23 protein-coding genes and 1 pseudogene are annotated in these 26,231 nt (G+C 73.0%); 11 read left to right on the top strand and 13 right to left on the bottom strand.

All coding sequences use genetic code 11. From position 1 onward, the window contains the following. Nucleotides 1-102: 102 nt before the first annotated feature. Together AB0B63_RS06725 and AB0B63_RS06720 are read right to left on the bottom strand one after the other, a co-directional pair. Entirely contained in the window at nucleotides 103-1,305 is a 1,203-nt protein-coding gene (locus tag AB0B63_RS06725) for a DUF1015 family protein (RefSeq protein ID WP_357015113.1), read from the bottom strand. Between the two features lie 122 nt (nucleotides 1,306-1,427). Then, complete coding sequence (locus AB0B63_RS06720) at nucleotides 1,428-2,051, bottom strand: DsbA family protein (RefSeq protein WP_208570462.1); 624 nt, start codon at nucleotides 2,049-2,051, stop codon at nucleotides 1,428-1,430. A 221-nt stretch (nucleotides 2,052-2,272) separates the two neighbouring features. Here AB0B63_RS06720 and pepN point away from each other — a divergent pair, with 221 nt between their 5' ends. Both pepN and AB0B63_RS06710 read left to right on the top strand, forming a co-directional pair. Next, nucleotides 2,273-4,819 carry an aminopeptidase N gene (gene pepN / locus AB0B63_RS06715; RefSeq protein ID WP_357015186.1) on the top strand — a complete coding sequence of 849 codons (2,547 nt, stop codon included), beginning with the start codon at nucleotides 2,273-2,275 and terminating at the stop codon, nucleotides 4,817-4,819. Nucleotides 4,820-4,895: 76 nt separating this feature from the next. Further along, nucleotides 4,896-5,135, top strand: a complete 240-nt coding sequence (locus AB0B63_RS06710; protein ID WP_357015111.1) for a hypothetical protein — start codon at nucleotides 4,896-4,898, stop codon at nucleotides 5,133-5,135. Nucleotides 5,136-5,205: 70 nt separating this feature from the next. Here the strand turns inward: AB0B63_RS06710 and AB0B63_RS06705 are convergent, their stop codons facing one another. Next, nucleotides 5,206-5,619 carry a DUF5130 family protein gene (locus AB0B63_RS06705; RefSeq protein ID WP_208570461.1) on the bottom strand — a complete coding sequence of 138 codons (414 nt, stop codon included), beginning with the start codon at nucleotides 5,617-5,619 and terminating at the stop codon, nucleotides 5,206-5,208. After that, on the bottom strand, nucleotides 5,606-5,890 hold the full coding sequence (locus AB0B63_RS06700) for a hypothetical protein (RefSeq protein ID WP_208570488.1): 285 nt from the start codon (nucleotides 5,888-5,890) through the stop codon (nucleotides 5,606-5,608). Before AB0B63_RS06700 ends, AB0B63_RS06705 begins: the two co-directional genes overlap by 14 nt. A 398-nt stretch (nucleotides 5,891-6,288) precedes the next feature. Here AB0B63_RS06700 and AB0B63_RS06695 point away from each other — a divergent pair, with 398 nt between their 5' ends. Further along, entirely contained in the window at nucleotides 6,289-7,242 is a 954-nt protein-coding gene (locus tag AB0B63_RS06695; RefSeq protein WP_357015108.1) for an alpha/beta hydrolase, read from the top strand. A 97-nt stretch (nucleotides 7,243-7,339) separates the two neighbouring features. On the opposite strand, the gene AB0B63_RS06690 is transcribed toward AB0B63_RS06695, so the two are convergent. After that, on the bottom strand, nucleotides 7,340-8,242 hold the full coding sequence (locus AB0B63_RS06690; RefSeq protein ID WP_208570460.1) for a tryptophan 2,3-dioxygenase family protein: 903 nt from the start codon (nucleotides 8,240-8,242) through the stop codon (nucleotides 7,340-7,342). Nucleotides 8,243-8,388: 146 nt separating this feature from the next. Between AB0B63_RS06690 and AB0B63_RS06685 the strand changes: the two genes are divergently transcribed. The 3 genes from AB0B63_RS06685 (at nucleotide 8,389) to AB0B63_RS06675 (ending at nucleotide 10,365) form a co-directional block, all read left to right on the top strand. Then, nucleotides 8,389-8,850: an Lrp/AsnC family transcriptional regulator gene (locus AB0B63_RS06685; protein ID WP_208570459.1), complete on the top strand. Its 462-nt coding sequence runs from the start codon at nucleotides 8,389-8,391 to the stop codon at nucleotides 8,848-8,850. A 135-nt stretch (nucleotides 8,851-8,985) separates the two neighbouring features. After that, on the top strand, nucleotides 8,986-9,462 hold the full coding sequence (locus tag AB0B63_RS06680; protein WP_357015105.1) for a hypothetical protein: 477 nt from the start codon (nucleotides 8,986-8,988) through the stop codon (nucleotides 9,460-9,462). Nucleotides 9,463-9,519: 57 nt separating this feature from the next. Then, nucleotides 9,520-10,365, top strand: a complete 846-nt coding sequence (locus tag AB0B63_RS06675; protein ID WP_357015184.1) for a class F sortase — start codon at nucleotides 9,520-9,522, stop codon at nucleotides 10,363-10,365. Nucleotides 10,366-10,383: 18 nt separating this feature from the next. On the opposite strand, the gene AB0B63_RS06670 is transcribed toward AB0B63_RS06675, so the two are convergent. Beyond that, nucleotides 10,384-10,929, bottom strand: a complete 546-nt coding sequence (locus AB0B63_RS06670; RefSeq protein WP_208570457.1) for an HNH endonuclease — start codon at nucleotides 10,927-10,929, stop codon at nucleotides 10,384-10,386. A gap of 276 nt (nucleotides 10,930-11,205) precedes the next feature. On the opposite strand from AB0B63_RS06670, the pseudogene AB0B63_RS06665 reads away from it, so the two are divergent. The 3 genes and pseudogenes from AB0B63_RS06665 to AB0B63_RS06655 all read left to right on the top strand — a co-directional run. Next, nucleotides 11,206-12,240 (top strand): annotated as a pseudogene (locus AB0B63_RS06665) (mechanosensitive ion channel family protein); the annotation flags it as partial. Nucleotides 12,241-12,781: 541 nt separating this feature from the next. Continuing rightward, entirely contained in the window at nucleotides 12,782-14,149 is a 1,368-nt protein-coding gene (locus AB0B63_RS06660) for an MFS transporter (RefSeq protein ID WP_208570456.1), read from the top strand. A 51-nt stretch (nucleotides 14,150-14,200) separates the two neighbouring features. Continuing rightward, complete coding sequence (locus AB0B63_RS06655) at nucleotides 14,201-14,623, top strand: globin (protein WP_208570455.1); 423 nt, start codon at nucleotides 14,201-14,203, stop codon at nucleotides 14,621-14,623. 30 nt (nucleotides 14,624-14,653) lie between these two features. Here the strand turns inward: AB0B63_RS06655 and AB0B63_RS06650 are convergent, their stop codons facing one another. The 4 genes from AB0B63_RS06650 to ettA form a co-directional block, all read right to left on the bottom strand. Continuing rightward, complete coding sequence (locus AB0B63_RS06650; RefSeq protein WP_208570454.1) at nucleotides 14,654-15,235, bottom strand: YbjN domain-containing protein; 582 nt, start codon at nucleotides 15,233-15,235, stop codon at nucleotides 14,654-14,656. A gap of 131 nt (nucleotides 15,236-15,366) precedes the next feature. After that, complete coding sequence (locus tag AB0B63_RS06645; protein WP_208570453.1) at nucleotides 15,367-16,086, bottom strand: hypothetical protein; 720 nt, start codon at nucleotides 16,084-16,086, stop codon at nucleotides 15,367-15,369. Then, on the bottom strand, nucleotides 16,059-16,505 hold the full coding sequence (locus AB0B63_RS06640; RefSeq protein ID WP_208570452.1) for a thioesterase family protein: 447 nt from the start codon (nucleotides 16,503-16,505) through the stop codon (nucleotides 16,059-16,061). The genes AB0B63_RS06645 and AB0B63_RS06640 overlap by 28 nt, the downstream gene beginning before the upstream one ends. Before the next feature lie 2 nt (nucleotides 16,506-16,507). After that, complete coding sequence (gene ettA / locus AB0B63_RS06635; RefSeq protein ID WP_219464347.1) at nucleotides 16,508-18,184, bottom strand: energy-dependent translational throttle protein EttA; 1,677 nt, start codon at nucleotides 18,182-18,184, stop codon at nucleotides 16,508-16,510. A gap of 322 nt (nucleotides 18,185-18,506) precedes the next feature. Between ettA and AB0B63_RS06630 the strand changes: the two genes are divergently transcribed. Then, complete coding sequence (locus tag AB0B63_RS06630; protein ID WP_208570450.1) at nucleotides 18,507-19,907, top strand: trehalose-6-phosphate synthase; 1,401 nt, start codon at nucleotides 18,507-18,509, stop codon at nucleotides 19,905-19,907. Nucleotides 19,908-19,948: 41 nt separating this feature from the next. Next, entirely contained in the window at nucleotides 19,949-22,510 is a 2,562-nt protein-coding gene (gene otsB / locus AB0B63_RS06625; RefSeq protein ID WP_208570485.1) for a trehalose-phosphatase, read from the top strand. A 99-nt stretch (nucleotides 22,511-22,609) separates the two neighbouring features. Here the strand turns inward: otsB and cobA are convergent, their stop codons facing one another. Genes cobA through cobC form a run of 3 tightly spaced genes read right to left on the bottom strand, consistent with a single transcriptional unit; the run spans nucleotide 22,610 to nucleotide 26,204 of the window. Further along, entirely contained in the window at nucleotides 22,610-23,914 is a 1,305-nt protein-coding gene (gene cobA / locus AB0B63_RS06620; protein WP_357015100.1) for a uroporphyrinogen-III C-methyltransferase, read from the bottom strand. After that, nucleotides 23,911-25,017, bottom strand: coding sequence for a nicotinate-nucleotide--dimethylbenzimidazole phosphoribosyltransferase (gene cobT / locus AB0B63_RS06615; RefSeq protein WP_357015182.1), 1,107 nt, complete (start codon nucleotides 25,015-25,017; stop codon nucleotides 23,911-23,913). The genes cobA and cobT overlap by 4 nt, the downstream gene beginning before the upstream one ends. Then, complete coding sequence (gene cobC / locus AB0B63_RS06610; protein ID WP_357015097.1) at nucleotides 25,017-26,204, bottom strand: Rv2231c family pyridoxal phosphate-dependent protein CobC; 1,188 nt, start codon at nucleotides 26,202-26,204, stop codon at nucleotides 25,017-25,019. The genes cobT and cobC overlap by 1 nt, the downstream gene beginning before the upstream one ends. Between the last annotated feature and the right edge of the window lie 27 nt (nucleotides 26,205-26,231).

The raw sequence follows: 26,231 nt of genomic DNA, 5'->3' as shown, positions 1-26,231 counted from the left end.
CGCCGTGGGGGCGGCGTGCCGGGGCGAATTCGTCACAACCGGGAGCGGGGGTACGCCAGGACGGCGACCACCGCCGGAGCCACGATCAGCAGCGGGCCGGGATCAGCGGGGCAGCTCGGCGACGACCAGACCGCCGCGTGCCTTCGGGGTGAACCAGGTGCTCTTGCGGGGCATCTTCTCCCGGGCCAGGTTCACCGCGACGAAGTCGTCCACGGTCACCGGGGCGATCAGGACGGCGAGCTCCGCCCGGCCGGCGTCGACCTCGCCGGTGAGCCAGCTCGCCGGGTAGTCGCCGCCGACATAGGTGATCCGCTTGTCGCCCGGGTCGAGGCCGAGGGCGTCACGCAGCAGCAGCCGCTCCACCAGGGCGTGGTCGAGGTTCTCCAGCCGGGCGGCGTCCGCGTCGTGCGGCAGGGTCACCGCGTACCCCTGGCCGGCGAGGCGGAGGTGCACGGTGCCGCCGGCCGCCGGGACCTCGACCGGGCCGTCGACCGGGGCGAGCTGCGCCCCGGCGGCGCGCAGCCGGTCGAGCAGCTCGTCGGGGGTGCAGGGCAGCTCGCTGACCAGCCGGTTGTAGGGCTGGATGGCGACCGACGCCGGGGTGGTGACCACCGCGAGGAAGCGCGGGAAGCCGCCGGTCTGCGCGGCCAGGCTGCGGTGGTTGCCGTCGGCGACCACCAGCTCGCCGCCGCCGGCCAGCGCGGTCAGCGCGTCCTGCTCCGGGCCGGGGCCGACCAGCCAGATGGCGTGCGTGCGGCCGGCCTGGTCGGTGTCGGTGGCGGCCGGCACCCCGGCCTGGTCGGTGGCCGCCGCGAGCGCGGCGTGCAGCTCGTCACCGCGCCCGGTCTGGAGCAGGAGTACGGGGGACAGCAGGTGCCCCAGCGCCTCGGCCAGGGCGACGCGCTCCCGCACCTTGGCGATGAACACGTCCTCGTTGCGGATCACCAGGCCGGGCTCGTCGGCGCTGGTGGAGATCTGGTCGGTGTCGACCATGGCGAACAGCCCGTACGCCGACTCCTCCCCCGGGGCGCTGATCCGGTAGAGGACCACCACCTGCTCGGCCGGGGTGTAGCTGCCGTCGTCCTTGGCCTCGGTGAGCCGGGACACCGCGTCGCCGAGCGCGTCGAGGAAGGACTTCCCCAGGCTCTCCGGCGCCCGGTGGGGCATCTCGATGCCGAGGGCACTGTGCGGGTTCGCCTCGATGATCGCGGTGATCTCCGCGTCGTCGGCGAACTCGTCGTAGTTCTGCGCGCCGGTGCCGCCAGTGGTGATCCAGGCCCGGGCGATCGGATGTACGACCGTCATGGGGGTTGACGCTACCGGCGACGACGGCCCAGGCGACGCCGACCCCGCGCCGGGTCCACCAGATGAACCGTCCCCCGGTCGGGTCCCGGCCCGACCGGACCGGGACCCGACCGGGGTGGGGATCAGTCGAAGATCGGGCCCAGCTCGCGGGACCGCTTCAGCTCGTAGAAGCCGGGGGTGCCGGCGACCAGCAGTACGCCGTCCCAGAGCCGACCGGCGGCCTCCCCCTTCGGCGACGGGGTGATGACCGGGCCGAAGAAGGCGATCTTCTCGCCGTCCGGGCCGGGGGCGTGCACCACGGGGGTGCCGACGTCGGTGCCGACCGGCCGCATCCCGGCCTCGTGGCTGGCCCGCAGCGCCTCGTCGTACTCGGTGGAGTCGGCGGCGTCGGCGAACGACGGGTCCAGCCCGACGTCGGCGAGCGCCGCGGTGATCATCTCCCGGCCGAGCGACTCCTTGCCGAGGTGGATCCGGGTGCCCATCGCGGTGTAGAGCTTCGCCAGCGTCGCGCCGCCGTGCGCCTGCTCCACGGCGATGCAGACCCGCACCGGCCCCCAACCCAGCTTCATCATCTCCTGGTACTGCTCGGGCAGTTCCCGGCCCTCGTTGAGCACGGACAGGCTCATCACGTGGTAGCTGATGTCCACCTCCCGGACCTGTTCGACCTCCAGGAGCCAACGGGAGGTGATCCAGGCCCACGGGCACAGCGGGTCGAACCACATGTCGACGGCGACACGTTCGGTCACGGTGGAGTCCCTTCGTGACATCAGGCACGTCGGCGGACCCGACGCGGCTGATTCGATCCTCACCCCGAACGGCATCGATCGGTAGCGGAATGAGAGCGTGACGTCGACCACCGCAGGGTCGGTGCATGGAAGACTCGGCTCGGGTCGCCGCCACGAGCGGCCGGCAGGGGCTGGCGCAGCCGGAAGGCGGCGAGAGTGGGATGGAGACGAAAGTGCCAGGAGTGCGCAACCTGACCCAGGTCGAGGCCACCGAGCGGGCCCGCCTGCTGGAGGTCACCGGGTACGACATCAACCTCGACCTGTCCACCGCGGTGCAGGCCGAGGGCCGCACCTTCCGGTCGGTGACCGAGGTCAGGTTCCGCTGCGCCGAACCCGGCGCCGGCACCTTCATCGAGACCGCCGCCGAGGCGGTGCACGCGGCCACGCTCAACGGCGAACCGGTGGACCTCGCCGGCTGGTCGGCCGAGAAGGGCCTGGCGCTGACCGGGCTGGCCCCCGAGAACGTGCTCGTGGTGGAGGCCGACTTCGGCTACTCCAACAGTGGGCAGGGCCTGCACCGCACGGTCGACCCGGTCGACGGCGAGACCTACCTCTACAGCCAGTTCGAGACGGCCGACGCGCAGAAGGTCTTCGCCTGCTTCGACCAGCCCGACCTGAAGAGCGTCTACACCTGGCACGCCACCGTCCCGGCGCACTGGCGGGTGGTGTCCAACATGCCCGTCGAGCGGGAGGAACCGGCCGGCGAGGGGCTCAAGACCGTCCACTTCACCACCTCGGCGCGGATGAGCACCTACGTCACCGCGCTCTGCGCCGGGCCGTACCACGAGGTGCGCGACAGCCACGACGGCATCGACCTGGGGGTCTTCTGCCGGGCGTCGATGGCCCCCCACCTGGAGGCCGACGACCTGTTCCTGATCACCAAGCAGGGCTTCGACTTCTTCCACGAGCAGTTCGGGGTGCGCTACCCGCTGCCCAAGTACGACCAGCTCTGGGTGCCCGACTTCAACGCCGGCGCGATGGAGAACTTCGGCTGCGTCACCCACGCCGAGTCGCACTACCTGTTCCGCTCGCAGGTCACCGACTTCGAGTACGAGCAGCGGGCCAACACGATCCTGCACGAGCTGGCCCACATGTGGTTCGGTGACCTGGTCACCATGCGCTGGTGGAACGACCTATGGCTCAACGAGTCGTTCGCCGAGTGGGCCAGCCACTGGTGCAACACCCACGCCACCCGGTTCTCCGAGGCGTGGACGACCTTCCTGTCGATCCGCAAGAACTGGGGTTACCGGCAGGACCAGCTCTCCTCCACCCACCCGGTCTACTGCGAGATGCCCGACCTGGAGGCCGTCGAGGTCAACTTCGACGGCATCACGTACGCCAAGGGCGCCAGCGTGCTCAAGCAGCTCGTGGCGTACGTCGGTGAGGAGCCGTTCCTGGCCGGGCTGCGGGCCTACTTCGCCAAGCACGCCTGGGGCAACGCCACCTTCGACGACCTGCTGTCGGAGCTGGAGACGGCCTCCGGCCGGGAGCTGCGCAAGTTCGCCGCCCAGTGGCTGGAGACCGCCCAGGTCAACACCCTGCGCCCCGAGGTGACCATCGACGCCGACGGCGGCTACGAGCGGGTGCTGGTCCGGCAGGAGGCACCGGCCGGCCACCCGACGCTGCGTACCCACCGGATCGGGGTGGGCCTGTACGACCTGACCGAGGGCCGGCTGGTCCGCCGGGAACGGGTCGAGGTCGACGTCACCGGCGAGGCGACCGACCTGTCGGTGCTGCACGGCCGCCCGGCCGCCGACGTGCTGCTGCTCAACGACGACGACCTGACCTACACCAAGCTGCGCCTCGACGAGCGGTCGATGGCGACGGTGGTGCAGCACATCGCCGGCTTCGACTCGTCGCTGGCCCGGGCGCTGTGCTGGACGGCCGCCTGGGACATGGTCCGCGACGCCGAGCTGTCCGCCCGCGACTACGTGGCGCTGGTGCTGGCCGGGCTGCCTGCCGAGACCGACATCAACCTGGTCACCGCCACCCTGCGGCAGGCCAGCACGGCGCTGATCTTCTACGCCGACCCGGCGTGGGCACCGACCGGCTGGGCCGGGCTGTCCCGGGCCGCGAAGGACGCGCTGGCGGCGGCCGAGCCGGGCAGCGGATTCCAGCTCGCCTGGGCCCGCGCGTACGCCTCGGCGGCCCGCGCCGACGAGGACCTGGCGACGCTGCGCGGCTGGCTGACCGGCACCGACGTGCCCACCGGTCTGACCGTCGACACCGAGCTGCGCTGGACGATCCTGCAGTCGCTGGTGGCCAACGGGGCGGCCGGCACCGCCGAGATCGAGGCGGAACTGGCCGGCGACCGGACGGCCTCCGGTGAGCGGGAGGCCGCGTACGCGCACGCGCTGGTGCCGACCGAGGCGAACAAGGCGACGGTGTGGTCCCTGCTGACCGGCCCGGACGCGCTGCCGAACTGGCGTAACCGGGCGCTGTTGCAGGGGTTGACCCACCCGGCGCAGGTCGCGCTGGTCGCGCCGTACCGGGAGCGGTACTTCGCCACGGTGGCGCAGGTGTGGGCGCAGCGCGACAGCGAGCCGGCGCAGGAGTTCGTGCAGCTGGCGTACCCGGCGTACCTGGTCGAGGAGGAGACGGTGGCGGCCACCGACGCGTGGCTGGCCGGCGACGGCCACCCGGCGTCGCTGCGCCGGTTGGTGGCCGAGGGGCGCGACGGGGTGGTCCGGGCGCTGAAGGCCCGCGCGCGGGACGCCCGCAGCAGCTGACGCGGAACGGCACGGCCCGGGGCCGGCGCGGGTGCGAGCCCACGCCGGCCCCGGGCCGTTACCGTGGGCCGAGGAGGTGAGCGGTGGCACAGCCGACGTACGGGTGGCGGCCACCGGGCGGGACTGGCGCGAACAGGACCTGGGTGAGCTGCCCGAGGACGGGAGCCGCTACGAGATCGTCGACGGGAGTCTGCACGGGACCCCTCCGGCCGGCCCGTACCATCACGAGCTCGCGGACGACATCCGGATGGCGTTGCGGCAGAACGCGCCGGCCGGCTGGCGGGTGATCCGCGAGATCGGGCCCCGACGGGTGTGACGGATGCGACGGAGCCCGGTCCGCGTGGTGCGGGCCGGGCTCCGGACTGTTCGGGACGTGCGGGTGGGGCTCAGGCCCGACCGGCGTGGCTGGCGAGCTGGTCGAGGCCCTGGATGATGCCGCCGGCCAGGTCACCGCCGCCGAAGGACGCCACCATGGACAGCGCGGCCAGCTTGACGTACGTGTCGGGGATGCGCTTGCGGGCGTACCGGCCGGTGACGACCTCCAGCTGGCGCTGGTTGGGCGACACGGCGATCAGCACCGACTTGTCCGGCTCGGCGAGCTGCCGGTGCAGCCGCTCGGCGTGCTCCCGGACCGGCTCGTCGAGACCTCCGACATAGACCGAGAAGACCAGGCCGCTGCCGTGGTCGGCCAGGCGCAGCGCCTCGTCGATGCGCAGCAGTTGCCGGGTCGAGAACGGCCCGTCCAGCACCTCGGGCGGGGTGCCCGTACCGGCCTGGTCGACCTGCTCACCAACGGTCACTTGCGCCTCCGGTTCCACCTGCCGGCGCCTCGATGCCGGCCTGCTGCTGCTTGTGGCTGGTCAGCGCCGGCGCCTGGGCACCGGCGGCCAGGGCGGTGCCGGCCGAGTCGGCCAGCTGCTCCGGGCGGCCCAGGAACCAGACCGGCGTGAAGTCGAAGCGTCGGCCCGGCCGGTAACGCTTGGCGCCGCCGGCGCTGCCGTGGTTGGCGGCGAAGACCAGCCCGACGATCACCAGCACCACCGCCGCCGGGATGCCGACGAAGATCAGCAACGTGTCAGTGACAGACAATCCCAACGCCCCCAGGCGGTAAGAGAGACCAGAGCTTCCGGGTCGGGTGGACGATCGTGACGACAGGCTCCCGACTCCGCTGCCATTCACGTTAGCGGAGCCGACGCCCCGCGAGCCTGCGGGGTGCCGATCCCATCTGTCACTCCAGTGTTCCAGCGGCCCCGCGGTGGCGACGAGTCGGGTCGAACCGGTCCCATCCTGCCGGTTCGGCACCCGATCGGGCCGGGACGACACGACCGGCACGGGTGTGGCGTGCGCCCCATATTCCGTCTGACATGACCCGGCCGGGATTGCCGGTCTCGGTGCCGGGACCCGGAGGATGGCCCGTACCGATCGGACGTTTTCGATCGATTCCGGTCCGCCCACCCGCAGGAGCCCCCGTGCAACCCGTGCCCGCCCTCCACCCCCACCCCACCCGGCCCCGGTCCCGTCGGCCCTGGCCCCGACTGGTCACCCGCCCGCTGCTCGCGCTCGCCCTGGTCGGCGGCAGCGCGGTCGCCGCACCCGCCGCGACCGCCGCACCCGTCGACGGCCGGACGGTCGCGGCGGTCGCCGCCAATCCCTACGAGCGGGGCCCCGCCCCGACGACGGCCAGCATCGAGGCCACCCGGGGCCCGTTCGCCATCGCCCAGAGCACCGTCGCGGCGTCCGCCGTGAGCGGGTTCCGGGGTGGCACGATCTACTACCCGACCAGCACCGCCGAGGGCACCTTCGGCGCGGTGGCGATCTCCCCCGGTTACACCGCCAGCCAGTCCAGCGTCGCCTGGCTCGGCCCCCGGCTGGCCTCGCAGGGCTTCGTGGTGATCACCATCGACACCCTCTCCGTGTACGACCAGCCGGCCTCCCGGGGCACCCAGCTGCTCGCCGCGTTGGACTACCTGACCGGCAGCAGCGCGGTGCGGACCCGGATCGACCGCACCCGGCTCGCGGTGATGGGGCACTCGATGGGCGGCGGCGGCAGCCTGTCGGCGGCGAACACCCGGCCCGCATTGCAGGCCGCCATCCCGCTCACCGGCTGGCACACGGTCAAGAACTGGTCGTCGGTACGGGTGCCGACGCTGGTGATCGGCGCGGAGAACGACTCGACCGCCCCGGTGGCCTCGCACTCGGAGCCGTTCTACACCAGCCTGCCGGCGAGCCTGGACAAGGCGTACCTGGAGTTGAATGCGGCCGGTCACTCCGCGCCGACCTCACCCAACGTCACCGTGGCGAAGTACAGCATCTCCTGGCTGAAGCGGTTCGTCGACGACGACACCCGCTACGAGCAGTTCCTCTGCCCGGCGCCCCGGGGCAGCGCGATCCAGGAGTACCGGGACACCTGCCCGCACTCCTGACCGCACACCGGCCGGTCCCGTCGCCCCGCCCGGCGGCGGGGCCGGCCCGTGGACCGGACGCGGTGCCGTGGCCCGCCGCGGGCGCGGGCCGCCGGGGTCACATCGCGGTGCGGGCCGACCACAGTTCGGGGAAGACCACCCGGGACATGCTGCGCTGCAACCAGGCCAGCCCGGCCGACCCGCCGCTGCCCACCTTGGCACCCATGGTGCGCTGCACGGCCTTGACGTGGTTCCAGCGCCAGTCGCCGAACTGCTCGGCCACGTCGGCCAGCGCGTCGCCGAGCTGCCGCAGGTGGTTGTCCGGGCCGTCGTCGTCGTAGACCGCCACCCAGGCCGCCTCGACCCGGGGATGCGGCAGGTGTTCGACGGCGACGTCCCGGTCGAGCAGCTCGGCGGGCAGGTCGTGACCGTGCCGGCCGAGCAGGGCGACCACCTCGTCCCAGAGGCTCGGCTCGGCCAGCGCGGCGTGCAGCTCGTCGTAGACCTGGGTCTGCCTGCGGAAGGGGCGGATCAGCGCCGGTTCGCGCAGCCCGAGCAGGAACTCCAGCTGGCGGTACATCGCGGACTGGAAACCGGAGCCCTCACCGAGCAGGTTGCGGAACCGGTTGAAGTCGGCCGGGGTCATCCAGCGCAGCCCGCGCCAGGCGGCGTTGAGCCCTTCCAGGTGCAGCGCGGCGCGGCGCAGCGGGGCGAGCGCCGGCCAGACCCGGTCGGCCCGCAGGTCGTCCCGGGCCTGGCGCAGCTCGTGGCAGGTCAACCCGAAGTACAGCTCCATGATCTGGCTGACCATCAGGAAGGACATCTCCCCCGGGTCGCTGCTCAGCGGCTGCTGGAGGGTGTGCAGGGTGCTGGCGTGCACGTACGCGTCGTAGGGCACCCGGTCGGCGAACTCCAGGGTGGGTTCGCCGCCGTTGCGGGCGGCCCGGGCGCTGCGCTGCTGCGGGGTGACCGGGCGCACCGCCGGGGTGGTGGCGCGCGCCCGCAGGTCCGTCTGTTCCACCGTCTCGCCTCCTCCGGATGCCTTGTCCGACATGATCTCCCGACGGGCCGGGGTGGTGGAATGCCGCTTCGACGGCGCTGGGCGACTCTCACTTCACGAACGAAAGGCACTTCGGCGGATCAGCCTGCCGAAGATAAGGTCGGTGCGTGGACGAGATGGACTGGGCCCTGCTGCGCGAGTTGCAGGCCGACGCACGGCTGTCGTACAGCGAGTTGTCCCGGCGGGTGCACCTGTCCCCACCTGCGGTCGCCGAGCGGGTCCGGCGACTGGAGGAGTCCGGGGTGATCACCGGCTACCACGCCCACGTCGACCTGGCCCGCGCCGGCCGACCGGTGGTGGCGCTGATCCGGATGTCCTGTTACGGCTCGCGCTGCATCCTGCACGACCCGCAGGTCGTCGACTGGCCGGAGATCCAGGAGATCCACCGGATCACCGGGGACGCGTGCAGCGTGCTCAAGGTCGCCGCCGGTTCGATCGGGCAGTTCGAGGCGGTCATCGACCGACTCGCCCCGTACGGGCAGCCCTCCAGCACGATGGTGCTGTCCAGCCCGTTGCAGTGGCATCCGGTCACCCCGCTGCCGCCCACCCCCGCCCCCGGGCGGGCCTGAGTCCGGGTTTGCCCCCGGGCCAGCGGGAATGCAGGTCCGCACACCCGTCGCAGGATTCCGGCGAATCGTCGCCGGGAGGGGGGAATCATGCGGGGGCTCACTCTGCACCGTCGTGCCATCCACACCGTAATCACAATGTTCGCCCTGGTCGGGGCATTCGTCCTGATGGCGGCCCCAGCGGCGCGGGCCGGCGAGAACACCTTCGTCGAGGTCACGCCGAACAGCACGCAGGCCGGCACCCGGGTCACCGTCCGGGCCAACTGCGACAACGCCAACAACCAGCAGGCCACCGTGCACTCGGACGCCTTCGGGCGGGTGGTGCTGCGCCCCGGCAACGGGTTCCTCACCGGTGCGGTCACCATCCCGGGCAACAAGCAGGCCGGGGACTACCCGGTCGACCTGCGCTGCGCCAACGGCAACACCGCCTCCACCATGCTGACCGTGCTGAACATGGCGCAGCCGAGCAAGGGTCCGGCGACCGGCGGCGGTGGCATGGCGGGCGACCGGGGTGCCGGTTCACTGCTGCTGGTCGGCGGGCTGGCCGTGGTCGCCGTGGTCGCCGGGCTCGGCGTCTTCGGCGGCAACCGTCGGCGGACCCGGCCGGGTTCCTGACCGCCCGCCGCCATGGGCCGTACCCGTCACCGTCGGCCCCGGCCGGGCGGCAACCGGATGCGGGCGGCGGCCCGGCGGACCGGGCGGGCCGCCGCCCGCTGCCGCCGGGCCGCCGGCCGGGTCGCCGCCCGCGCCCGCCGGACCGCACGCCGCCTCCGCCGGGTGGCCGTCCGCTTCCGCCGGGTGGCCGGGCAGGCGTTCTCCGCCAGCGTGACCACCGCCGACCCGGTCACCCAGGCCCGTCCGGTACGCCCGGTGCCCCGGCAACCGGCGTTCGGCGGCCGGTTCGCCGGCACCGGGCCGGGCCTTCCGGTGCTGGCGATCGCCGCCGTGATGCTGCTGATCGTGACGATGCTCGGGGTGGAACGGGTCACCGGGCTGAGCGTCCTGCCGGACCGGTTCATCGCCGGCCTGCGTCCACCACCGAAGAAGTTCCCCGTGCTGTCGGGGAGCCCTCCGACGCAGATCGCCATCTCCCGGCTCGACCTGCGCGCCCCCGTGCACCAGGTCGGCATCGCCCCGGACGGCAGCATCGCCGTCCCGGACGCCACCCGCGCCCAGGAGGCCGGCTGGTACGACCAGGGCCCCACCCCCGGCCAGTACGGCCCGGCGGTGATCGTCGGGCACGTGGACACCACCACCGGGCCGGCGGTCTTCCACGGGTTGAAGGAACTACGCGACGGTGACGAGATCGAGGTGACCCGCGCCGACCGTCAGGTGGCCGTCTTCACGGTCGACGAGGTGCAGCGGTACGGCAAGGAGCGGTTGCCGACCGACCAGATATTCGGCGACTTCAGCCGCCCCAACCTGCGGTTGATCACCTGCGGTGGCCGCTGGGTCGGCGGCGCGACGGGCTACGCCGACAACGTCGTGGTCTACGCCACCCTGGTCCGGGCCCACTGACCGGTCGGGCAACCCCGGTCAGGCGGCCTCGGCCTCGCGCAGCGGGTCGCGCAGGTCCAGCCAGTCCGCCCAGCGGGGGTCCGGCGCGCGGTGGCCGAGCACCCGCCAGGCGTTGCCCTTCGGTGCCGCCGGCAGGCTGTGCAGCCGCCAGCCCAGCTCGGCGGGGGTCTTGTCGCCCTTGGTGTGGTTGCACCGGGCGCACGCGGCGACCACGTTCTCCCACGCGTGCCGACCACCCCGGCTGCGCGGGAAGACGTGGTCGATGGTCTCGGCCGGCCCCCGGCAGTAGGCACACCGGCCACCGTCGCGGGCGAAGATGGCCCGGCGGGACAGCCCGACGTGGGTGCGGTAGGGCACCCGGACGAAACGGGTCAGCCGCACCACCGAGGGGACCGGTAACGCGTCGTGGGCGCTGTGCAGGATGCCGTCGCCGTCGGCGACACAGACAGCCTTGGCGGTGAGCACCAGGATCGCGGCCCGACGCACGGACACGACGCACAGCGGCTCGTAGGTGGCGTTGAGAACCAGCGCGCCGGAGCCCACCGTGGGTCGTATGTCAGGCATCGTGCTCACCCTCCCGGTCCAGCCGCTCCCACCGCTGGCTGCGCCGGTCGACCCCCGGGCAGCCGAGGGCCACGACCGACTCCGGCGGGATCACCGTCGTCCGTTGACGCCAATCGTCCCTGATCGGACCCCGTAATGCACGCACTAATCCGGGGTACCCGCGGAACCCTCCGCACGGTGTAGGAAGATGTCCGGTTCGACGTCGTACGATCATGGGCCGGGACTCCCCGGTGGGCCGGCCGTCGGCCGCCGCACCCGCTGCGGTACTAAGACAGGGTGAGCGCCCTCAGCCTGTCGACCGTCGTCCTGTCCGCCGCACCGACCCCGACGCCGAGTGGCAGCCCGGGGGCCGGGAGCGGCTCGGGTGCCGACTGTCTGGGCAGCACCTCCTGCGAATACCTGTACCGGCTGACCGGGTCGGCCTGGTTCGCCGAGGGCAGCTACTGGATCCTGCTCAAGCCGCTGCGGGTGGTGCTGATCCTGCTGCTGGCGTTCGTGGCCCGCTGGGCGCTGCACCGGACGATCGACCGGCTGGTCCGTACCACCGCGCACGGGTCGGTGCCCACGTTGCTGCGTCCCCTGCGGGAGCGGGTGCCGACGGCCGCGCTCGATCCGACCGAGTTCGTCCCCGAGCGGCGTCGCCAACGGGCCGAGGCGATCGGTTCGGTGCTGCGCAGCATGGTCACCGCCTTCGTCTTCGGCATCGCCCTGCTGATGATCCTGCGCGAGTTCAGCTTCGACCTGGCCCCACTGCTGGCCAGCGCCGGCATCGCGGGGGTGGCCCTCGGTTTCGGCGCGCAGAGTCTGGTGAAGGACCTGATCGCCGGGCTGTTCATGCTCATCGAGGACCAGTACGGCGTCGGTGACACGGTCGACCTGGGCGAGGCGACCGGGGTGGTCGAGTCGGTGGGGCTGCGGGTCACCACGGTCCGCGACGGGCGCGGGGTGCTCTGGTACATCCGCAATGGCGAGATCATCCGGGTGGGCAACAAGAGTCAGGGCTGGGCGCTGGTCGTGATCGACCTGCCGATCGGGTTCGCCGGCACCGAGGAGGCCAACGCGGTCCTGCGCACGGCCGCCGCCTCGGTCGCGATGGACCCGGACCTGGCCCCGGAGATCGTCGAGCCGCCCGAGGTGCTCGGGGTGGAACAGGTCACGGTCGACGGTGCGGTGCTCCGTACGGTGGTCAAGACCACTGCGGAGGGGCAGTTCGCGGTGGGCCGGGAGTTGCGCCGCCGACTCGCCGAGGCGCTCGAGAACTCGGGCATCACCGCGCGGATCGCCGCCGCCCGGCTCTATCCGGGACTGCCCCCGATGGGCACGACCACCTTCCCGGCGACCCCCGCCGGCTCCGGGCCGGCCGGCACCGGCCCGGCAGCACCCACCACCACCGGTCCGACCGGGTCCGGCGGCACCGGGTCCGGCGACCGGACCTGACGACCACCGGGAAGCCGTCCGGCGGGCCCGGACCGGATCAGGGTCGGGGTCGGGGTCGGGGTCGGGGTCGGGGTCGGGGTCCACAGTGCCGGTCGACCGGTCGGGCAGGTCTCGCGGCATCTGCCCGACGGGGCGGATCGTGGGCTCCGCCCCTGGTGGACACACCTCCACCCGGTCGGCACCACCGTGCACACCGGCCCGAAAGTCGGGGCTCGCCTACCGGCCGGCCCCTCGGGTATCGTCCGTTCGTTCAGTCGGGGATGCGACGATCAATCCGTTCGCCCTAGTCAGTTGTCAGACGATCGGGCAGAATCCGGTGCACGCGTTCCCGGGAGCGTGATCACGTCATCGCTGATCCGCGAATCTGACGACGGGGCCCCGCCGGGCCATCACAAGTGGCCGGTGCCGGGGCCCGATGGAGGCGACGGTGTCCGACGATCGACCGGCCCCGGACCAACCGGCCACCTTCCGTGAGGTGTTCGGGCGGGCCGAGTTCCGAGCGGTCTTCACCGCCAGCATCCTGTCCTGGGTCGGCGACTACGTCGCCAAGGCCGCGGTCACCGTGCTGGTCTACCAGGAGAGCCGGTCAGTCGCCCTCTCCGCCGCCGCGTTCGCGGTCAGCTACCTGCCCTGGCTGGTCGGTGGTCCGCTGCTCGCCGCCCTCGCCGAACGCTACCGGCACCGGCAGGTGATGGTGACCTGCGACGTGATCCGGATGGTGCTGACCGCCCTGATCGTGCTGCCCGGTCTGCCGGTCTGGGCGATCCTGGCCCTGCTCTTCGCCGCCACCCTGGCCAACCCACCCGGCCAGGCGGCCCGGTCGGCGCTGCTGCCGGCGATCCTCACCGGCGACCGGCTGGTGCTCGGGCTGTCGCTCAACGCCAGCGCCGGCCAGGCCGCGCAGGTGGTCGGTTACCTGGCCGGCGCGGCGGTCGCCGCGGTCAGTCCGACAGCGGCGCTGCTGCTCAACGCGGCCACGTTCGGGCTGTCGGCCCTGATCGTCCAGTTCGGCGTACGGGACCGTGAGCCCGCACTGAGCGCGGCCCACCGGACCCATCTGCTGCGGGAGACCGGTGAGGGCTTCCGGATCGTGTTCGGCACGCCCGTCCTGCGGGCGATCAGCCTGCTGGTGTTCAGCGCGATGCTCTTCTCGATCGTGCCGGAGGGACTGGCCGCAGCCTGGGCCGGGGAGCGCTCCGGCAACGGCCTGAACTCCGGTGCCGCCCAGGCCGTCATCATGGCGGCCAACCCGGTCGGCTACATCGTCGGCGGGTTGCTGGTGGGGCGGTTGGTGTCACCCGGCGGCCGGCTCGCCCTGATGCGCCCGCTGGCGGTGCTGGCCCCGTTGGCGCTGGTGCCGGCCCTGCTGAATCCTCCGCCGGTGGTGGTCGCCCTGCTCGCGGCGGCCTGCGGCTTCGCGGTCGCCGGGTTGATCCCGACCGCGAACGGTCTGTTCGTGCGGGCCCTGCCCAACGGCTACCGGGCCCGCGCGTTCGGCGTGATGGCGACCGGGATCCAGGTGATCCAGGGCGGTGCGGTGCTCGCCACCGGCCTGCTCGCCGACCGTTTCTCGGTGCCGGTGGTGGTCGGGGTGTGGAGCGCCGCCGGGGTGGTGCTGATGCTGTTCACCGCGTTGCACTGGCCGGACCGCACGACGGTCGACGCCGCCGTGAACGCCGCCGACCGGGCCAACGCCGGCACCGGCAGGCCCGCCGAGGACCGACCCGACAGCACGGCGACACGGCCCGGGGAGCGGGCCCCCCAACGGCACGCTGTGACGTGATCGGCCGGCGGGCGGCGGCCGTGGCACCGGCACACCTGGCAGGATGAGAGGGTGACCTCCGCAGGCGAATCCCGGCCCGTTCCGCCGACGACCCTCTTCGACGCGGTCGGTGGCGAGCCCACTTTCCGCAGGCTGGTCGACAGGTTCTATGCCGGTATCGCCGCCGACCCGCTGCTGCGTCCCATGTACCCGGAGGGCGACCTCGGGCCGGCTGCCGAGCGGATGACCCTGTTCCTGATGCAGTACTGGGGCGGCCCGAACACCTACTCCGCCCAGCGGGGGCATCCCCGGCTGCGGATGCGGCACGCACCGTTCCGGATCGGCGCGGCCGAGCGGGACGCGTGGCTGAGCCACATGCGCCGGGCGGTGGACGAGTTGGCGCTGCCACCGGAGCTCGCCGCCACGCTCTGGGACTACCTGGAGCGGTCGGCCTACTTCATGGTCAACGTGATGGAGGACCCGGCCGCCCGGTGAACCGGCGGGGGCGGGTCCTCCGGTCGCCCGTCAGAGCAGGGCACCCTCGTCGTGCAGCCAGTCGACGAAGGTGGTGGCCACGGCCGCCCCGCAGTCCAGCATCTCCACCAGCAGCGCGTCGTGCGCCCCGGCACCGAGCGGCACCTGCAACTCGGCGTAGATGGGCAACTGGCCGCGCTCGGTCGGGTCACCGATGTAGGCCTTGCAGAACCGGCGGGTGTGGTTCCACTCGTTGACCACCCGGTAGGCCCGGTCGGCCCAGTCCGGCGGGACGGTCGCGTGCGGACGGGCCCGCATCACCAGGATCTCGTCCTCCGGGCCTTCGAGGGTGACCAGCACCGCGTGCCGCTCCCACATGGCCAGCAGGTTGCCGTCGCCGTCGGCGAGGTAACGCACGTCGAGCAGGTCGAGTGCGTCGCACACCCGGGCCAGGGTGACCGGTGCCACGGAGACGGGTCGGTCGGTCACCACGGGCCGCTCGGTGTTGGGGCAGTCCTCCGCCGGTTGGCGGGGAGCCGGTGGCCCCACCCGGGGGCTGTCCACCGAGATCCCGCTTCGAGTTTCCGTGTCGCCGCCAGCGGCGGGACCAGGGCGCCATGACCACCACGGCATCGCTCGCGCACCTCACTCCCCAGCGGATCCAATCGCCTACGGTGCGTTGGATCCGAGGATGGACGGTACCCGGACAGCCGGGTTGAGACACCCCCCCAACGGCAGCACCAACCCGGAAGAATGAGCCGGGGTCATACTTTCGGCTGATCCCGTGCCGGACGAATTGCGAGATCCGAAACTTTCCGCGACCAGGCGGCTCCATATGGTCCCACCAGGCCGACCCACCGGCCCGCCACCCGCACCTGGACCTCCTGCGCCCCGGTCACCTCGGCCGGGCCGAGGAAGCCCATCCGGACCACCCCCTGCACCAACCGCTGGGTCACCTCCACCGGCTCGGTGGGGTCGGCGTCCGGCGTGACGGTCACCGCGACGTGGTCGAGCAACGCGTCGCGCAGCACCCGCTGCCCCACCGCGCGGCCGCGTACCCCCTCGGTGGCGGCCGTGCGCAGGGTGCCGGCCGCGGCTTCGGCGATCCGCCGCAACCCGGCCGCGGGCAGCACCTCGACCGGTCGACTCGCCCCCGGCGGCAACGGCCAGCGCCACCGGTCGTCGCGGCCGGGAGGCAACGCGGCGTCGGCCGCCGCCAACCGGGCCAGCAACTCGGCCGCCACCACGGTCACGTCGGCGGGGGCCAGGCCGGCCACCGTCCGGACCACCAGCACGTCCCACGGCAACCGGGCCCAGAGGGCGGTACGGCCGACGTCGGGCAGCGGGCGTAACCGGACCACCGCGGCCGGGTCGAGGCGCACCAGCCGGGCCAGGAAGGCTCCCGCGTCGGCGGCACCGGCCAGCCCGTGCCCGGGTCGGACGGTGGGCCCGCCGTTCACGCCGCCCCGTCGGTCAGCGCCCACGACTCCAGGAAGGCCCGTTCGTCGTCGCTGATCCGCCGGGGCCGCTTCTCGACCAGGTCGAACGGGACCAGCACCGAGCGGGCGGTGCTGGCCAGCACCTCACCGTCGTACAACTCGTAGGCGACGGTGAACGAGGCGGCCCGGATGCGCTCCACCCACAGTTCGATCCGGACGGTCGGCGCGGCCTGGGCGGTGGCCCGACCGAGCGCGTAGTCGACCGGGCGCAGGTAGTCGACCTCGTGCCGGCGGATGACGACCCCGTCGGCGAACGAGCCGACCCCCCACGCCTTGCCGCCGGCGAACATCAACGCCACCCGCGCCTCCTCGTACAGGGTGAGGAAGCGCGAGTTGTTGACGTGGCCGTACGCGTCCAGGTCGGACCAGCGCAGGGTGCAGTGGTAGACGAAACGGTCCGCCATGCTCAGTCGCGGGTCAGCTTGCGGTAGGTCACCCGGTGCGGGCGGGCCGCCTCGGCGCCGAGCCGGTCGATCTTGTTCTTCTCGTACGCGTCGAAGTTGCCCTCGAACCAGAACCACTTCGACGGGTTCTCGTCGTCGCCCTCCCAGGCCAGGATGTGGGTGGCGACCCGGTCGAGGAACATCCGGTCGTGGGAGATGACCACGGCGCACCCGGGGAACTCCAGCAGCGCGTTCTCCAGGCTGGACAGCGTCTCGACGTCCAGGTCGTTGGTCGGCTCGTCGAGCAGGATGACGTTGCCGCCGATCTTGAGGGTGAGCGCCAGGTTGAGCCGGTTGCGCTCGCCACCGGAGAGCACCTTGGTCGGCTTCTGCTGGTCGGGTCCCTTGAACCCGAAGGCGGCGATGTACGCCCGGGACGGCATCTCGACCTTGCCCACCATCAGGTAGTCGAGCCCGTCGGAGACGACCTCCCAGACCGTCTTGTCGCCGTCGAGGCCCTGCCGGTTCTGGTCGACGTACGACAGGGAGACGGTGGGGCCCACCCGGACCTCGCCGTCGGTCGGCTGCTCCAGCCCGACGATCGTCTTGAACAGGGTGGTCTTGCCGACGCCGTTCGGGCCGATGATGCCGACGATGCCGTTGCGCGGCAGCGAGAAGGACAGGTCGTCGATCAGCAGCCGGTCGCCGAAGCCCTTGCTGAGGTGGTTGGCCTCGATCACCGTGCTGCCCAGGCGCGGGCCCGGCGGGATCTGGATCTCCTCGAAGTCCAGCTTGCGGGTCTTCTCCGCCTCGCTGGCCATCTCGTCGTAGCGGTCCAGGCGGGCCTTGGACTTGGTCTGGCGGGCCTTGGCGTTGGAGCGGACCCACTCCAACTCCTCGGTGAGCCGCTTCTTCATCTTGGCGTCGCGGCGACCCTCGACGGCCAGCCGGGCGGCCTTCTTCTCCAGGTAGGTGGAGTAGTTGCCCTCGTACGGGTAGGTCCGGCCGCGGTCCAGCTCCAGGATCCAGTTGGCCACGTTGTCGAGGAAGTACCGGTCGTGGGTGATCGCCATGACGGTGCCCGCGTACTTGGCCAGGTGCTGTTCCAACCAGGAGACGCTCTCCGCGTCGAGGTGGTTGGTGGGCTCGTCGAGCAGCAGCAGGTCGGGGGCCTCCAGCAGCAGCTTGCACAGGGCGACCCGGCGACGCTCCCCACCGGAGAGCTGGGTGACGTCGGCGTCCGGCGGCGGGCAGCGCAGCGCGTCCATGGCCAGTTCGAGCTTGGAGTCGACGTCCCAGGCGTCGAGGTGGTCCAGCTCCTCCTGGAGCCGGCCCATCTCCTCCATCAGCTCGTCGGAGTAGTCGGTGGCCATCTGCTCGGCGATGGCGTTGAACCGGTCCAGCTTGGCCTTGGTCTCGGCGACCGCCTCCTCGACGTTGCCGAGCACGGTCTTGCTGTCGTTGAGCGGGGGCTCCTGGGCGAGCATGCCGACGGTGTAGCCGGGCATCAGCCGGGCCTCGCCGTTACTCGGCTTGTCGAGCCCTGCCATGATCTTCAGCAGGCTGGACTTACCGGCGCCGTTCGGGCCGACCACACCGATCTTGGCCCCCGGCAGGAAGTTCAGCGTCACGTTGTCGAGCACGACCTTGTCGCCGTGCGCCTTGCGCGCCTTTTCCAGGACGTAGATGAACTGGGCCACGGTGCGGGCTACCTCCGTCGATTGCTGTCGCCTTGGACGGCGGCGCGGCGCGGGCTGCGACTTCGCCCGCCGCCGGCCGGGGGCCGGCCACACGCACGCCACCGTCAATCCTGACAGGTACGGCCCGCCGCGCCCACATCACCCCGCCAGGTCGGGTCCTCGTCACTTTCGCTACCGCTGAGCTGGTGATGTTGACAAGATCACGGTACGGGTTCAGCGGGCGTGGGAAGGGTAGGTAACTCCGGCACGGGGTCCCAGATGCCGCAGCTACGCTCAGTACGCTCATCGCGGTGGACCCGTCAGCACCCGGAGGTGGCCGATCGTGACCGTCCGTAGCTCCTTTGTCGTTGTGGCCAACCGACTGCCGGTCGACGAGGTGAGCACACCCGAGGGGCGGCAGTGGCGACGCAGCCCGGGTGGGCTGGTCACCGCGCTGCACCCCGTCCTGGCCGAACACCGGGGCACCTGGGTGGGCTGGGCCGGTGGCACCGGCGCCGCCCCGGAGCCGTTCGACCTGGAGGGCATCCGCCTGCATCCGGTGCCGTTGAGCGCCGAGGAGTTGGAACGCTACTACGAGGGCCAGTCCAACGCGACCATCTGGCCGCTCTATCACGACGCAGTCGAGACCCCCGCCTACAAGCGTCGCTGGCGGGAGGCGTACCGGCTGGTGAACGCCCGGTTCGCGGAGGCGGCGGCGGACGTCGCGGCCGAGGGCGCGACGGTCTGGGTGCAGGACTACCAGCTCCAGCTGGTCCCGGCGATGCTGCGCGAGCTGCGGCCGGATCTCAAGATCGGCTTCTTCCTGCACATCCCGTTCCCGCCGATCGAGCTGTTCATGCAGATGCCGTTCCGTACCGAGATCCTGCGCGGTCTGCTCGGCAGCGACCTGGTCGGTTTCCAGCAGCGGTTGGCGGCGCAGAACTTCGTCCGGCTGGCCCGGCACCTGCTCGGGCTGCGCTACGAGGGCCAGATGATCCAGGTCGACGGGCGGCAGGTGAAGGCGGGCGCCTTCCCGATCTCCATCGAGACCAAGGAGATGGAGCGGCTGGCCGAGGACCCGGCGATCCAGGCCCGCGCCAAGCAGATCCGCGAGGAGCTGGGCAACCCGAAGACGATCATCCTGGGCGTCGACCGGCTCGACTACACCAAGGGCATCGAACTCCGCCTCAAGGCCTTCCGGGAACTCCTCTCTGACGGAAAGTTGACAGTTCCGGACGCGGTTATGGTGCAGGTCGCCACGCCCAGCCGCGAGCGCGTGGAGCACTACCAGGCACTTCGGGTCAAGGTGGAACGCGAGGTTGGTCGGATTAATGGCGAATTCGGCAGGGTCGGCGTGCCTGCGGTGCATTATCTGCATCAGTCGTACAGTCGCTCCGAACTGGCCGCGATGTACGTCGCGGCCGACGTGATGATGGTGACCCCGCTGCGAGACGGAATGAACCTGGTGGCCAAGGAGTACGTCGCATCGCGCGCCGACCAGGGCGGTGCGCTCGTGCTCAGCGAATTCGCCGGCGCGGCCACCGAGCTGCGTCAGGCGTTCCTGTGCAATCCGCACGACCCCGACGCCGTCAAGGACGCCCTCCTGCGGGCTGTACACGTAGAGAAGCCGGAGGCCCGCAGACGCATGCGGATCATGCAACGTCATCTGCGCACCCACGATGTGGGGCACTGGGCGAAGTCCTTTCTGACCGAGTTGGGCGCACCGGGGACGGAGGCCGAGTGAACGCCCCCACCGCCGAGATCATCACCCCCGCCGCCGGGACGATGGACCCGGAGCTGCTCGCCGCGATCGGACGCATCGCCCGCGTACCACAGCTCCTGGTCGCCTGCGACTACGACGGCACGCTCGCGCCGATCGTCGAGGACCCGAGCAAGGCGGTGCCGCTGCCCGAGTCGGTCGCCGCCGTCCGGGCCCTGGCCGCGCTGCCGCAGACCACCGTCGCGGTGGTCTCCGGGCGCGCGCTGCGCGACCTGGCCGCGCTGTCCCGGCTGCCCAACGAGATCCACCTCGTCGGCAGCCATGGCTCCGAGTTCGACATCGGCTTCGTCGAGCGGCTCTCCCCCGAGCTGGTCGCGGTCCGCACCCGGCTGCGCGACGCGCTGCGTGAGATCGCCCAGGCCCACCCGGGGGTACGGCTGGAACGCAAGCCGGCCAGCGTCGCGGTGCACACCCGCGGGGTCGACCCGCAGGTCGCCGCCGCCGCCGTCGAGGCCGTCCGCAACGGGCCCGCGAAGTGGGACGACGTCACCGTCACCCAGGGCAAGGAGGTCATCGAGCTGTCGGTGGTCGCCACCCACAAGGGCACCGCGGTCGACCAGCTACGCACCCAGCTCTCGGCCAGCGCGGTGCTCTTCATCGGCGACGACGTCACCGACGAGAACGCCTTCGGCACCCTGCGCGGCCCCGACCTCGGCATCAAGATCGGCCCCGGGGACACCCAGGCGCACTACCGGGTGGCCGAACCGATCGAGGCGGCCCGGGCGCTCGGCCTGCTGCTGGAGACCCGACGGCACTGGCTCTTCGGCGAGCGGGCGGTGCCGATCGAACGGCACTCGATGCTGGCCAACGGGCGTACCGTCGCGCTGCTCACCCCCGAGGCCAAGGTCAGCTGGCTCTGCCACCCCAAGCCCGACTCGGCGGCGATCTTCGCCGACCTGGTCGGCGGCAGCCCGGCCGGGCACTTCACCGTCGGGCCGGAGCGCGGCGGCATCCCGCTGGGCCAGCGCTACCGCAACGGCACGATGACCGTGGAGACCCGCTGGTCGGGGCTCACCGTCACCGACTGGCTGGACCTACCGGCCCGGGAGACCACCCCGGACGGCCCGGCCGTCATCACCGGCGACTCCACCCTCGTCCGGGTGCTCACCGGCTCCGGCCGGGCCCGCATCGAGTTCGCCCCCCGCCCGGAGTTCGGTCAGGTCGCCACCCAGCTCCAGCCGTCGGACGACGGCCTGCTGGTGCTCGGCTCCAACGAACCCGTCGCGCTCTACTCCCCCGGGGTGACCTGGCAGGTCCGCAACGACGGCGGCTACGAGACCGCGCACGCCGTGGTCGACCTCTCCGCCACCGGCGGCCAGGTGGTGCTGGAGCTGCGCTTCGGCACGCACAGCCTGGAGGACCACGCGGTCGCCGTCCACGACCGGCAGGCCAAGGCCGAGCAGCCCTGGAAGGACTGGGTGGCCTCGCTGCGGCTGCCCGCCACCGCCCGGGACCTGGTCGCCCGCAGCGCACTCACCCTGCGCGGGCTCTGCCACGAGGCGACCGGCTCGATCCTGGCGGCGGCGACCACCTCGCTGCCGGAGGAGCTGGGCGGCGTCCGCAACTGGGACTACCGGTACTGCTGGCTGCGCGACGCGGCGATGACCGCGCGGGCCCTGGTCGACCTCGGCTCGATCGAGGAGGCCGAGGCGCTGCTGCGCTGGGTCGACGGCTGCATCGAGCGCACCGGCGGGCACCCCGAGCGGCTGCACCCGCTCTACACGGTGGACGGCTACGAGCTGGGTGCCGAGGCGGTCATCGACACCCTGCCCGGGTACGCCGGCTCCCGGCCGGTCCGGGTCGGCAACCTCGCCAACCACCAGCTCCAACTGGACGTCTTCGGCCCGATCGCCGACCTGATCGCGGCCGTCGCCGACGCCCGCGGCTCGGTCCGCGACGACGAGTGGCGGGTGCTGGACAACATGGTCGAGGCGGTCCGCCGCCGCTGGCACGAGCCCGACCACGGCATCTGGGAGGCCCGCCTCCCACCCCGGCACCACATCTTCTCCAAGGTGATGTGCTGGATGACCGTCGACCGGGCCCTGCACGTGGTGCGTCAGCACGACGGTGAGGACCGGCCGGAGTGGGTGGAGCTGCGCGACCGGATCGGCGCCAACGTGCTGGAGAACGGCTGGCACGAGGAGGTCGAGGCGTACAGCGTCGCGTACGGCGACGAGGACATGGACGCCTCCTCGCTCTGGATCGGGCTGTCCGGCCTGCTCCCGGGCGACGACCCGCGCTTCCTCTCCACCGTGCTCAAGATCGAGGCGGATCTGCGTAGCGGCCCGGTCGTCTACCGCTACCACTGGGACGACGGTCTGCCGGGCCGCGAGGGCGGCTTCCACATCTGCACGGCGTGGCTGATCGAGGCGTACCTGCGCACCGGTCGGCGTACCGACGCCGAGGAACTGTTCGCCCAGATGGTCGACACCGCCGGTCCGACCGGGCTGCTCCCCGAGCAGTACGACCCGCTGGCCGAGCGGGGGCTGGGCAACCACCCGCAGGCGTACAGCCACCTCGGGCTGATCCGCTGCGCCCTGCTGCTGGACAACATGCTCAAGCAGTAGATCGACTCATCTGGTCGGAGGTGGCGGTGTCCCCGGGCGGGGACACCGCCACCTCCGCGAACGGGAGCAGATCACCCCCCGTGGGCGCGGCCGGCGGGGTCAGGTGGCGAGGGCGTCGACCACGTCGCCGATCACCACGATGGCCGGGGGCCGCAGCCCCGCCGCGACCACGTCGGCCGCCACCGCGCCGAGCGTCGACCGTAGGCTGCGCTGACCACCCGTGGTGCCCTCCTGGATCACCGCGACCGGGGTGGCCGCGTCCCGGCCGTGCCGGGTCAGGGTGTCGGCGATGGCGGCCAGGTTCTTGAGCCCCATCAGCACCACCAGGGTGCCCCGCAGGCCGGCGAGGGCCTCCCAACGCACCAGGGAGACCGGCGAGTCCGGGGCGACGTGGCCGGAGACCACCGTGAACTCGTGCGCCACCGCCCGGTGGGTCACCGGGACACCGGCCGCCGCCGGCACGGCCACGGCGCTGGTCACCCCGGGCACCACGGTCACCGGTACGCCGGCTTCCGCGCAGGCCAGCAGCTCCTCCCCGCCACGCCCGAAGACGTACGGGTCGCCACCCTTGAGGCGTACCACGACCTTGCCGGCGAGCGCCCGGTCGACCAGGATCCGGTTGATCTCCTCCTGGGCGCGGGACGGCCCGTAGGGGATCTTCGCGGCGTCGACCAGCTCGACGTCGGGGCGCAGCTCGTCCAGGAGCAACCCGGGCACCAGCCGGTCGGCGACCACCACCTCAGCCTCGGTGAGCAGCCGCCACCCCTTCACGGTGATCAGCTCCGGGTCGCCCGGTCCCGCGCCGACCAGCGACACCCGACCGACCGGGCCACCCGGCCGGGTCGCGGCGTCGCCGGACCCGACCGGCGTCGGCTCCGGCGGGCCCGCGAGGGGCGCGTCCGCCACCGGTTCGCCCGGGTCGACCTCCCCGGGGTCGACGAGCGGGCCCGTCCGGGCGGCGAGCAGCTCCCGGACGGCGTCCCGGACCCCCATCGCCCGGTGCGGGTCCCCGCCGCCCAGCACGGCCACCGTCACCGGTCCGTGCCGGGTGACCGCCGGGGTCCACGCGGTGGCCGCCGTCCGGTCGTCGGCGCGGACGCAGAAGATCCGCCGTTCGGCGGCGACGGCGCTGACCGAGGCGGCGGCGAGCGGATCGTCCACCGCGACCTGCACCAGCCACGCCCCGTCGAGGTCGTCGGGGGCGAACCGGCGCGGCCGCCAGTGCAACCGTCCGGCGTCGACGTGCGCTTGCAGGGCCGGGGTCACCTCGGGGGCGACCAGCAGGACGTCCGCGCCGGCATCCAGCAGGGCGGGCACCCGGCGGCTGGCCACGGCGCCGCCGCCCACCACGACCACCCGGCGTCCGGCGAGCCGCAGGCCGAGGGGGTACGGGTTGGTGCTCACTTCTCGGAAACCCCCGCCGCGTCGAATGTCGCCACCTCGTGCAGTACCCGGACCGCTCCGGTGACCACCGGCAGGGCCAGCAGCGCGCCGGTGCCCTCGCCGAGGCGCAGCCCGAGGTCGACCAGCGGGTCGAGACCGAGGTGCCGCAGCGCCACGGTGGCGCCCGGCTCGGCGGAGCGGTGCCCGGCGACCATCGCGCCGACCGCGTCGGGGGCGAGGGCGGCGGCGGCGAGCGCGGCACTGACCGCGATCACCCCGTCGAGCAGCACCGGCACCCGGCGGGCCGCCGCGCCGAGGATCAGCCCGGTCAGCGCCGCGTGCTCCAGGCCACCGACGGCGGCCAGCACCCCCAGCGGGTCGGCCGGGTCGGGCCGGTGCCGGTCCAGCGCCGCGCGCACCACGCCGACCTTGCGTCGGTACGTCTCGTCGTCCACCCCGGTGCCCCGGCCGGTCGCCTCGGCCGGGTCCACCCCGGTGAACGCGGCGATCAGCGCGGCGGCCGGCGTGGTGTTGGCGATCCCCATGTCGCCGGTGAGCAGCACGCCCACCCCGGCGTCGAGCAGCTCACCGGCGACCCGGATGCCGACCTCCACCGCCGCCCGCGCCTCGTCCCGGGTGAGCGCGGCGGTGACCGTCATGTCCCGGGTGCCCCGCCGTACGTTCGCGTCGAGCAGACGCGGCGGTGCCAGGGTGGTGCCGGTCGGGGCGGGCACGTCGGCGGGCGCGGCGTCGGCGGGCGGGAACGGCAGCGGCGCGGCCACGCCGACGTCGACCACGGTGACCGAGGCGCCGGCCTGTCGGGCGAACGCGTTGACCACCGCCCCGCCGGCCAGGAAGTTCCCGATCATCTGGGCGGTGACCTCCTGCGGCCACGGGGTGACCCGCTGGGCGTGCACACCGTGGTCACCGGCGAAGATCGCGACCGCCGCCGGTTCGGGCAGCGGCGGTGGGCAGGCCCCGGCCAGGCCGGCCAGGCGTACGGACAGCTCCTCCAGGGCGCCGAGTGAGCCGGCCGGCTTGGTCAGCCGGGCCTGGAGGTCCCGGGCTGCGGTCATCGCCGACCCGTCCAGCGCACCGATCGCCGCGATCGTCGTCTCCAGCATCATGCCTCCAGGATCTCCCTCAGTACCTCGATGAACGCGTCGGTGGTCGCCGGGTCGCGGACGGCGATCCGCAGCCAGTCCGGCCCCAGCCCGGGGAAGGTGTCACCGCGTCGGACGGCCCACCCGCGCTCGCGCAGCACCTGGCGCAACCGGTCGGCCCCGGGGCGGTGGATCAGGACGAAGGCGCTGGCCGGTCGGCCCACGACGCGTACCCCGGGCAGGGCCGACAGGCGGCGCACCAGGTGATCGCGGTCGACGGCGAGCCGGGCGGCGATGGCGCGCTCGGCGGCGACCCCGGTCGGGGACGCGACGGCGGTGGCGGCGGCCAGCGCCGGGGTGGAGACGGCCCAGAGCGGCTGGACGGCGGCCAGCCGCGTCAGCAGCGCGGCCTCACCCAGCAGGTAGCCGATCCGCAGGCCGGCCAGGCCCCAGGTCTTGGTGAGGCTGCGCACCACCACCAGGCCGGGCAGGTCGCGGCGGGTGGCGAGCGACTCCGGCTCACCCTCGACGCCGGGTACGCCTGTGGTGTCGGCGAACGCCTCGTCGACGACGAGCACCCGGCCGGGCCGGGCCAGGGCGGCCAGGTCGGCGGCGGGGTGCAGCACCGAGGTCGGGTTGGTCGGGTTGCCGATCATGACCAGGTCGGCGTCGGCCGGCACCCGGGCCGGGTCGAGCCGGAAGTCGTCGTCCGGGTCGAGCAGCACCCGCTCGACCCGGTGCCCGGCGGCCCGCAGCGCGGCCTCCGGCTCGGTGAACTGCGGGTGCACCACCACCGGCCGGCGTACCCCGCCCAGGGCGCGGGCGAGCAGCACGAAGCCCTCCGCGGCACCGGCGGTGAGCAGCACCTCCGCCGGTGGGCGGCCGTGCCGGGCGGCGACGGCGGCCCGGGCCTCCCGGGGGTCGGGGTAGCCGGTCAGGTCGGCGAGGGCGGCGGTGAGCGGGCCGGCCAGCCAGTCCGGCATCGGGTCGCGGCGCACGTTGACGGCCAGATCGACCAGGCCGGGGGTGGCCTCGGCGTCCCCGTGGTGCGCGAGATCCGGCTCGGTCCCGGCAGACGGCTCGGTCCCGGCGGACGGCCCGGTGCCGGCGGACGGCCCGGTGCCGGCGGGCCCGGGGCCGGTCGGCGGGCCGGGAACGACGGGCCCCGGGCCGGTCGGCGGCTCGGTGCCGGTCGATTGCCCACGCATGACCGCGATCCTGCCGGGAAGCCGGCG

This window comes from Micromonospora sp. NPDC049081 (assembly GCF_040648835.1).
GTDB lineage: Bacteria > Actinomycetota > Actinomycetes > Mycobacteriales > Micromonosporaceae > Micromonospora > Micromonospora antibiotica.
This window is presented reverse-complemented; position numbering and strand designations above follow the sequence as displayed.

Bases quoted from the DNA above. Each gene is read 5' to 3' on its own strand.
- otsB (WP_208570485.1), top strand. From the start codon at position 19,949: ATGGACCCGGAGCTGCTCGCCGCGATCGGACGCATCGCCCGCGTACCA.
- AB0B63_RS06670 (WP_208570457.1), bottom strand. From the start codon at position 10,929: ATGCCTGACATACGACCCACGGTGGGCTCCGGCGCGCTGGTTCTCAAC.
- AB0B63_RS06725 (WP_357015113.1), bottom strand. From the start codon at position 1,305: ATGACGGTCGTACATCCGATCGCCCGGGCCTGGATCACCACTGGCGGC.
- AB0B63_RS06650 (WP_208570454.1), bottom strand. From the start codon at position 15,235: ATGCCGTGGTGGTCATGGCGCCCTGGTCCCGCCGCTGGCGGCGACACG.
- cobC (WP_357015097.1), bottom strand. From the start codon at position 26,204: ATGCGTGGGCAATCGACCGGCACCGAGCCGCCGACCGGCCCGGGGCCC.
- AB0B63_RS06640 (WP_208570452.1), bottom strand. From the start codon at position 16,505: ATGGCGGACCGTTTCGTCTACCACTGCACCCTGCGCTGGTCCGACCTG.
- cobT (WP_357015182.1), bottom strand. From the start codon at position 25,017: ATGCTGGAGACGACGATCGCGGCGATCGGTGCGCTGGACGGGTCGGCG.
- AB0B63_RS06680 (WP_357015105.1), top strand. From the start codon at position 8,986: ATGTTCGCCCTGGTCGGGGCATTCGTCCTGATGGCGGCCCCAGCGGCG.
- AB0B63_RS06675 (WP_357015184.1), top strand. From the start codon at position 9,520: ATGCGGGCGGCGGCCCGGCGGACCGGGCGGGCCGCCGCCCGCTGCCGC.
- AB0B63_RS06660 (WP_208570456.1), top strand. From the start codon at position 12,782: ATGGAGGCGACGGTGTCCGACGATCGACCGGCCCCGGACCAACCGGCC.